The sequence below is a fragment of the Streptococcus sp. E29BA genome (genome assembly GCF_041807805.1).
Taxonomy (GTDB): Bacteria; Bacillota; Bacilli; order Lactobacillales; family Streptococcaceae; genus Streptococcus; species Streptococcus entericus.
Genome location: NZ_JBGTZA010000050.1, coordinates 1 through 8,951 on the forward strand (window position 1 = coordinate 1; position 8,951 = coordinate 8,951).

The following is an 8,951-nucleotide window of genomic DNA, read 5'->3' on the forward strand; positions in this document are numbered from 1 at the left end:
ACTTTTTTTCTACACTCAAAAGGCTCTATAATCTCCATGGTGGATTTACCCACTACAGAAATTATAGAGCCACAAAAGAGCGGGGTAATTCCTTCAAAACCATCAAAACGCATCATGTCAGGCAAGCAAATATCTGACACGATGCGTTTTCTAAGTCCAGTCTGAAGCACCTTGAACCCCTTCCCATAAAACTAGAGGCAGCAGCATGACATCATGCCAACCCTAGTTGTGCCCTCGTCTGTTAATGCCACAGAAAAAACCACCCGATTTGATAGATGTCCTCTATCCTTCGGGTGGTTTTTTTATTTTAGGTTATTTAAAAATCAGAGGTGCTTGCGGCGATAATCTGCAATCTCTGCCTTGTTCCCCCAGACATAGTGACCTGGCTTAATTTCTACCATTTCAGGCTTATCAACCGAATAGTCATGCATATCTGGATCGTAGACAATCAACTCCTTCTGGCGTTCCAAGATTGGATCTGGAATCGGCACAGCAGACAAGAGTGACTGAGTGTAGGGATGGATTGGGTTATTGAACAGCTCTTCTGTCTCCGCCACCTCAACGATAACCCCTTTGTGGATAACCGCGATACGGTCTGATATAAAGCGCACCACAGACAGGTCATGGGCAACAAAGAGATAGGTCAAACCGAGCTCGTTTTGCAACTTCTTGAGGAGGTTAAGCACCTGAGCACGGACAGACACATCAAGGGCTGAAATCGGCTCATCAGCGATAACCAACTCAGGGTGCATGACCAAGGCGCGTGCGATACCAATCCGCTGGCGTTGTCCACCTGAGAACTCATGAGGATAGCGAGTTAAATGCTCAGGCAAGAGACCAACTGCCGTAATCATCTCACGCACTTTGTTCTTGCGATCCTCTTCATTTTCGAAGAGGTTAAAGTTGTAAAGACCTTCAGAAATGATGTAATCGACAGTCGCACGGTCGTTAAGACTAGCCGCAGGGTCTTGGAAGATCATCTGAATTTTACGAATGACCTCACGACGCTTATCCGCAGGCAATTTCCCGTTAATCTTATCCCCGTTGAATACAATGTCGCCCTTGCTGGTATCATTTAAGCCAATAATGGCTCGACCAATAGTTGTCTTGCCTGAACCAGATTCGCCAACAAGAGAGAAGGTTTCACCTTTGTTGATAAAGAAGTTGGCGTTCTTAACGGCAACAAATTTCTTTTTGCCCTCGCCAAAGGAAATTTCTAAGTCTTTGATTTCAACTAATTTTTCAGTCATTTCCTACCCCTTTCCAGCCAGTTTGGCGCTGATTTTGTCATGCAAGTTTTGAATAATGGCTGGTTTCTCAACCTTAGGTGCATCTGGATGCAAGAGCCATGTCTTAGCCCAATGAGTATCCGTGACTTGGAAAGCCGGTGGGTGCTCTTCAAAATCAATCTGCATCGCATAGGCAGAGCGAAGAGCAAAGGCATCACCTTTCAATTGCGCATAAAGAGACGGCGGTGTTCCCGGAATAGAGAACAACTCTTCGCCAGCAGCACCCAGCTGTGGCAAGCTAGACAATAAGCTCCAAGTGTACGGGTGACGTGGATCATAGAAAATCTCCTCAACCGTACCAAACTCGATGATTTCCCCAGCATACATCACCGCTACCTTGTCAGCAATCGACGCCACCACACCAAGGTCATGGGTGATAAAGATGGTGGTAAAGTTATACTCACGTTGCAAGGTTTTCAGAAGAGCAATAATCTGAGCTTGAATGGTCACATCAAGCGCCGTTGTCGGCTCATCACAGATAAGAATATCTGGTTTACAAGCCAAGGCAATAGCAATAACGATCCGCTGACGCATTCCTCCAGAATACTGGAATGGGTACTCATCAAAGCGACGTCCAGGATCAGGGATACCAACCTTGACCATGTAGTCAATAGCCATAGCCTTAGCTTCGGTTGGCGAAACCCCTTGGTGCTTGATAATCACTTCTGTGATTTGCTTACCAATCGTCAAAATCGGGTTAAGGCTGGTCATCGGGTCTTGGAAAATGGTTGCAATTTTTGCACCACGGATAGCCTGCCAATCGTCATTGGTCTTCAGTTCAGTTAACTCTTGACCACGGTACATCACGCTACCGCTAGCCACTCGACCGTTTGACTCTAACATACCGGTGAACACTCGCGTGAGTACAGATTTTCCAGAGCCAGATTCACCAACAAGTGCCAACACCTCACCTTCTGTCACATCGACAGACACGCCGCGAATGGCCGTCAACACGCGGTCACGGACATCAAATTCCACCACCACATCTTTGGCAGTTAATATTACATTTTTTTGTTCTGTCATATAAACTCCTATCTATGTGAACGTGGGTCACTAGCATCTGCAAGGTTCTGACCGCTCAGGTAGAGTGAAATAGACACTAACACCAAAATAGTCAGAGGAATCCAGAATAAATACCAGTTTGTGGTGACGTTAACTGAGTAGTTTGAAATCAAGCGTCCTAAACTTGGTACTGTGATTGGAAGTCCAATTTGGAAAGCTGACAAGAAAGCTTCATAAGAAATATAACCCGGCAACATTTGCGACAACTGGGTCACAATCACTGAGATTAACTGTGGCAAGATGTTTTTGATAACCATCTTGACAGTCGGCGTTCCAAGCGTTTGACTGGCTAAGTTGTATTCCAAATCACGGTAGCGCATCACTTGCACACGGATACTGTAGGCCACGCCCATCCAACCAGTCATGGTCATGGCAAAGATAAGGTTCCAGAAACCTGTTCCCAGCGCATAACTCAAGACAATGACAATCAAGAAGCTTGGGATGTTTGAAATAACGTTGTAGATTTCAATCATCACACGGTCAAAACCTTTTGACACACCCCAAATACCACCAACAATAACACCAATAACGAGGTTAATCGTCGTTGCAATGATTGAAATGAGGATGGAATTTCTTGCACCAAACCAAACAGCATCAAAGAGCGAGTGACCATTTTTATCCGTACCGAACCAGAACTCGCCATTAGGCCAGATAAAACGTCTGGAGAAATCATTGATTTTGCTGACATCATTGTAATCATAATCTGAAAACAAAGGGTATAAGAAACTGATGAGAAGGATGAGTGTTAAAATGCTCACCATCACAATACTAGAGCGTTTTTTCCAAAATTGACGGAAAACAGACTGCCAGTAGGAATAGCTCGGCGTATCAATAACCTCAGAGGCAAAATCATCACGCTGAACAAATTGAAATTTTGATTGATTAATCGTTGACATTATTTGCCTCCTCCTTTAGTTGATAATTTGATACGTGGGTCAAGAACTGTCATGAGTAAGTCACCCAAAAATACAGCTAAAATGGACAGGGCTGAGAAGATAAAGTTCAACCCAACAACCATGTTGATATTGTTTGCTTTGATGGCATCAATGAGCATTTTACCCATACCAGGGAAAGCAAATACGGTTTCCGTAAAGGTTGCACCCACGATAACACCCAAAATAGCACCTGGAATACCCGCAACAATCGGAACCATCGCATTTTTGAAAATGTGTCGTGTCATGATTTCTTTCTCATTGAGACCTTTAGCACGCGCAAAACGAACGTAATCGCTCAGTTTTTGGTCAACCAGATAACGACGTGTCCATAACCCTAGACTGAGCGAGCCCAAGAAACCTAGAACCAAAGCAGGTAAGATATAAGAACGAATATCTTGTGCCCCATAAGTTGGGAACAAATCAGGAAGACCTGTCAAAGAACCCAAGAAACGGAAAACGTAGATGAATGCAATAGATGGGATAGCAATGAGGAAGGTCAATGTCCCAGATGAAATCGAGTCAAACAACTTCCCAGAGTGCTGAGCCATGAAATAACCTAAGGGTAATGCAATCAGGTAAGAAATCATCACGCCAAATATCCCAATGAGCGCAGAGTTGGCAATCATTGATGGGTCAGTCTGCAAGTTTTGAGTTTTGGTGTAGGCATCACCCTCACCAAATAGAGCAGCCGTTTTCCTATCTACACTACTTGGTGTCTGATAAGTCCGGCTATAGATGTCAATGGAGCTAGATCGCTTCGTCCCATTTGGGAAAGTCACCTCTTTTAAGAGCTTTTTCCCTTGGGTTTGAGTAATAATTTGAAGAACAGGAACCTTGCTGAAGGTTGGATAAGATACACCAAGGTTTAAGTTGACAAAATTCTGATGAATAAACGGGAACTGTCCATTAAAATACAACAGATACTTGTGCTTAGTTCCTGAACCAACCAAGGCAAAACCAGCTGATGGGTCATTTTCAAAACGCAAATAACGTTCTAAATCAGGATTTTTGGCATCTTTAATACGCCATGGATGATCAATTTCGATTAAATTGGTGAAGAAGTTGAGGACACGTGAAAACATGGAGATTTCACGTGTGGCATAAAATGCCCCGCTCTCTGGAAACTGGTGAAGAGTCCAGCCATTGCCAAGAGAAGCAATGTAATCCTCATAAATTTTTTTATTGGTGTCATTCACTTCACCAGTGACTGATGGATCAAAATCGTTTGCTTTGTCCAACAACTCTTTTGATGTCCAATAGTTGATGTAACCCATTCTCTCGTAAACACCATTTTCATAGTTGACCTTTTTATCAGGCTGGGCAGCCATTTTGGTGTAGTTTGGGTCATTATTAAAAATCTTTGTCCTAGGCACCATCGTGAAAATCAACACATAAGTCAATGTGGTGATGGCAAATAAGGAGACCAAAGATCTCAATAATCGACTGAAAATATATTTCTTCATGCTATCCTCCAAATCCCAAAAGAACTTCCTCTAGGTGATTAGCGGAAGTTCTTTAGGGTTAAAGTTTCTTCTTATTTAACGTGTTTCGCGAGGTCTTCTTGAGCTTTCGCATTTGATTCTGCTTTCTCTTTCAACCATTTCTCACGAGCCGCTTCGTATTCTTTTACTGTCACTGCATTCTCTTGCAATTTCAGGTATTTGTATGATACTGAACCTTTGATACCTGTCCATGAGAATGAACTAGTATAAGGTACAGCTTTAGTCACAGAAGGACGACCACCAGCTGAGATAATCGGCAAGAGCACTGAGGCATCAGCAAGGGTAGCTTCTGCTTCTGCATATTTGCTGTAACGCACTGCCACATCAGATGTTTCTTTTGCCGCATCAGTCAACTGTTGGTTCAATTTCTCAAGACCTAGTGTTTTCACGATTTCTGGGTTTGAGCCAGCATCAATACCGATAATCTTGAGGGTATCTCCGCTTGCTGGGTTAAAGATATCAAGGTAAGTAGATGGGTCTTGGAAGTCAGGGCCCCAACCAGATACAGTTGAGATATCATAGTCTTCTTGTGAGGCATTTTCTGCATGGTAGGTTGCTGCATACAACGGATCTTCGTCCATTGGCAAGATGTCGATTTGGACATTCTCAGCACCAAGCGCTGACTCGATTGACTCTTTGATAGATCCAACACGGCTCATCATCAAATCAGATGTTTGAAGAGCAGGGATATCGATACGGATTGGGAAAGTTACCCCTTGAGCTTCCAATTCTTTCTTAGCTTTGTCAAACTCAGCTTTTGCTTTTTCTGGGTTATAAAGACCGTCTTGAGCGTCGGAGAAGTCAATGTCTTTCCACTCTGAACCAATAGCTGCCATTTTTTCTGTGAAGACATCACCGTAGGTTTGCTCACCAACGTTTACAAAAGTTGGGGCAGTCAACATGTTACGGATACCTTTAGTTTTGGCATCTTCACCAGCTGCTTGAGCGTGGTAGTTGGCACGGCTGATTGCAAAGTTAAGAGCTTGACGGAAGTCTTTGTTCAAGAGAGCTTTCTTGGTAGATTCTTTCTCTGCGTCAGTTGTTTTTGCAGTGTGCTTGTAGCTGGTACGGTTAACGTTGATGGCTCCGTAGAAGACAGTACCATTTTGCTGGCCGTAGATAATGTTGTCTGCAAACTTTTCTTTTACTGAAGAGTAGTTAGAAGCATTTGGCAAAATAGTAGAAGCTGTGAAGACACCTTTTTCAAATTGATCAATAAAGGTTGATATATCTGAACCATCAGTGTAAGTCAACTTGATGTTTTCGATAGCTACTTTATCAGCATCCCAATAGTTAGGGTTTTTCGTGTACTCAAGTGATGACTTAGCTGTCATTGCAGAAATCAAGTATGGTCCGCTGTAGAGGATGCTGCTTGGATCAGCTGAACCGAAGTCGTCGCCTTTACTTTCCAAGAATTCTGCATTAACTGGGAAGAGAATACCCGTGGTCAATTTAGAGTTCCAGTAAGGCTCTGGCTGTGTCAAAGTGTATTGAACAGTTTTCTCATCAATGGCTTTGATGCCAACAGTTGAGAAGTCTTTTGTTTCACCTTTAACGTAGGCATCCAATCCTGCGATAGAGTTTTGAACAAGGTAGAGAGCTTCTGCGTCACCTGAATGATCAGCAGCATATTTCAAACCAGTGACAAAGTCTTCAGCAGTTACATTAGCATACTCTTCACCTTCAACGGTAAACCACTTAGCATCATCACGAAGGGTGTAAGTATAGGTCAATCCATCTTGAGAGACTGTCCAGTCTTCTGCAAGTGATGGCACAAAGTTACCGTACTCATCGTTTTCCAAGAGACCGTCTACAACGTTACCGATAATATCACCAGTTGTGCTCTTGTTTACCAAAAGATAGTTCAATGACTCAGGGTCACTAGTATAAGCGTAAGTATAGGTTGTTGGAGCTGATGAGCTACTTGATGAACCATTACCACAAGCTGCCAAAACAGCCGCAGATAACAAAGTCACACCACCAAGGGCAAGAATTCTGCTTTTCTTCATAGGATTTACCTCAATTTTTTCTTTTTATAAACAGCCAAGTTTTGGGTTTATGTTCTACATTATACCATAAAAAAATCTTAATGCAAGTGATTATTCTGAAAATTTCGCATTTCTTTTGAGCTTTTTTTAACTTTTTTCCGATTTTTTGGCAGTTTTAGCACCTTTTATGTCAGGTAATGTCACATGGTTTTGTGCGGTATAGAAGATATACCTACCGAATTCTTATTTCTTCGAGATGTGTTATAATAGAGAAAACATCGCACACAAGGAGCCTGCGCAATGAAAAAATATTTGGTTGGTTTAGCTCTACTCGTTAGCCTAGTCATACCGCCCCTAGCCTTTGCCTCAACCATTGAACTTCCAGCAAAGGCTGGAATGGCAGTTGAGGTTCGCACAGGAAAAATCCTCTACGAAAAGAACGCTGATCAAAAAGTCCCTGTCGGTAATCTTAGTCGCTTGTTAACTCTCTACCTCGTTTATGATGCCGTTAAGGCAAAGCGAATCAACTGGGACGATAGGGTGACCATCAGTGACTATGCTCTGCAATTAACCCAAGAGCCAGATATCCCAAATGTCACCTTTGCCCATCCGCAGTACAGCGTGAAAGATCTTACCAAAGCTAGCCTCATCTCTGCCTCAAGCTCTGCCTCTGTTGCTCTGGCTGAGCATATCGCAGGCAGTGAGCAAGAAGCTGTTGAGGAAATGCGACGCCTCTTGGATAACTGGGGCATTAAGAAACACTCATTGGTCAATGCCTCAGGGGTAAACAACCGTTATCTGGGAGACTACCGTTTAGAAAACAGTCCCGAAGACGCTGAAAATCAGCTGTCTGCTCGAGATCTAGCCATCATCAGCTATCGTCTCATCAATGATTTCCCAGAGGTCTTAGAACTATCTGAAGCCACTCAGGGTAATTTTGGCGGCGAACCGATTCCGACTTACAACTACCTGCTGGAAAATATGCCTTATGCTCGCCTTGACACTTACGGTCTAATAACAGGAACATCGACAGACGCAGGGTCTGGTCTGATTAGTCTCTCCTACGAAAACCGCATGCAGGTTCTGAGCATCTTTTTGGACGTTGATGGTGGTCGTGAGGATAGCGATAAGCGCTTCCTGGTTGCTCATGATTTTTTGAATCAAATTGCTGAGCAGTTCCATTTGCAAAAGGTTTTGCCAGCCAGCACTAGCTATAAAGACACGCTTGCACCTGTCTTAGACGGTGTCGTGGATAAGGTTTCTGCCGTTACGCAAGATGATTTTTATGTCGTCACAACTCCAGACACTGTTGACAACGTTCAGTTAAAGGCTGTCTTTCCCGATAAAACAAACTACGCCCCCATCAAAGAGAGACAAGTGGTCGGACAAGTGGTCTTTGATGATAAAAAACTAGTTGGAAAAGGGTATCTTGCAGACTTACCAAGTATGCCCCTCATCGCTGAAAGTGAGGTCTCAAGGACTAACCTTCTAAAGATTATCTGGAATCACTTTGTCCGATATATCATCGATAACCTCTAATCCGCCATATTACCCTCTATAGTCCTCAACCGTTCGTCCAATCTTTAATGCCAGTACTACAATCCATGGAAGCAAGTATCTTGAGAAAAGAGTTTTCCTCGCTCTAGTCATACCTATCATAGTGATTTCTATTTTGAACACAGCAACAATTACTAGGACTGTTAAGAGACTCCATCCTTTTGATGCAAAACACTCCATTAAAACCTCCAGCTTCGACCCATTATACCTTTGATCTTTTCCAAAATGACCAGCAAGTAACCGTTGAAATTTATTCTAGCTACCCTTGGTTTGAAGGTAAAACCTACCTTGCATCATTTCCTACCAAACTCGAGAAAGGAGCTGTCTCTGTTTTTTGGAAACACCTTGAACTGGAAAAAGAGGCTGGTTCAATAGAGATCATCATGCTTGCAGTTGACATCAACAGTTAGGATGAACCCTATCGGATTTTTGAAGGCTACCTTGTCAATTCTCAAGCAGTTGATATAGGCGATTTTTTTCACCCGTCAAGACATTGATACCACAGAACACCCTCTAAAGTCGACTAGCATTAGGTTGTCAAACACTAAAGAAAACAGGAGAACTCTATGTCTAGAAAAATCCGTCGTCAATTTAGTGATGACTTTAAGCAACAAATTG

7 protein-coding genes are annotated in these 8,951 nt (G+C 43.0%); 2 read left to right on the forward strand and 5 right to left on the reverse strand.

The features are described 5' to 3' along the window. Window positions 1-323 precede the first annotated feature (323 nt). The 5 genes from ACERC8_RS09245 to ACERC8_RS09265 all read right to left on the reverse strand — a co-directional run bounded on the left by ACERC8_RS09245 (window position 324) and on the right by ACERC8_RS09265 (window position 6,797). A complete protein-coding gene (locus tag ACERC8_RS09245) occupies window positions 324-1,250 on the reverse strand; it encodes an ATP-binding cassette domain-containing protein (protein WP_373659596.1) in 927 nt (308 codons plus the stop codon). Between the two features lie 3 nt (window positions 1,251-1,253). Then, on the reverse strand, window positions 1,254-2,312 hold the full coding sequence (locus ACERC8_RS09250; protein ID WP_373659597.1) for an ABC transporter ATP-binding protein: 1,059 nt from the start codon (window positions 2,310-2,312) through the stop codon (window positions 1,254-1,256). 8 nt (window positions 2,313-2,320) lie between these two features. Further along, window positions 2,321-3,247 carry an oligopeptide ABC transporter permease OppC gene (oppC, locus tag ACERC8_RS09255; protein ID WP_373659598.1) on the reverse strand — a complete coding sequence of 309 codons (927 nt, stop codon included), beginning with the start codon at window positions 3,245-3,247 and terminating at the stop codon, window positions 2,321-2,323. Next, a complete protein-coding gene (locus tag ACERC8_RS09260; protein WP_373659599.1) occupies window positions 3,247-4,749 on the reverse strand; it encodes an ABC transporter permease in 1,503 nt (500 codons plus the stop codon). Before ACERC8_RS09260 ends, oppC begins: the two co-directional genes overlap by 1 nt. Before the next feature lie 71 nt (window positions 4,750-4,820). Beyond that, the gene (locus ACERC8_RS09265) at window positions 4,821-6,797 is read right to left on the reverse strand and encodes a peptide ABC transporter substrate-binding protein (protein ID WP_373659600.1); all 1,977 of its coding nucleotides are present in this window, start codon (window positions 6,795-6,797) and stop codon (window positions 4,821-4,823) included. Between the two features lie 279 nt (window positions 6,798-7,076). Here ACERC8_RS09265 and ACERC8_RS09270 point away from each other — a divergent pair, with 279 nt between their 5' ends. Together ACERC8_RS09270 and ACERC8_RS09275 are read left to right on the forward strand one after the other, a co-directional pair. Next, a complete protein-coding gene (locus ACERC8_RS09270; RefSeq protein WP_373659601.1) occupies window positions 7,077-8,315 on the forward strand; it encodes a serine hydrolase in 1,239 nt (412 codons plus the stop codon). A 179-nt stretch (window positions 8,316-8,494) separates the two neighbouring features. Continuing rightward, window positions 8,495-8,743: a hypothetical protein gene (locus ACERC8_RS09275; RefSeq protein ID WP_373659603.1), complete on the forward strand. Its 249-nt coding sequence runs from the start codon at window positions 8,495-8,497 to the stop codon at window positions 8,741-8,743. Window positions 8,744-8,951: the final 208 nt, after the last annotated feature.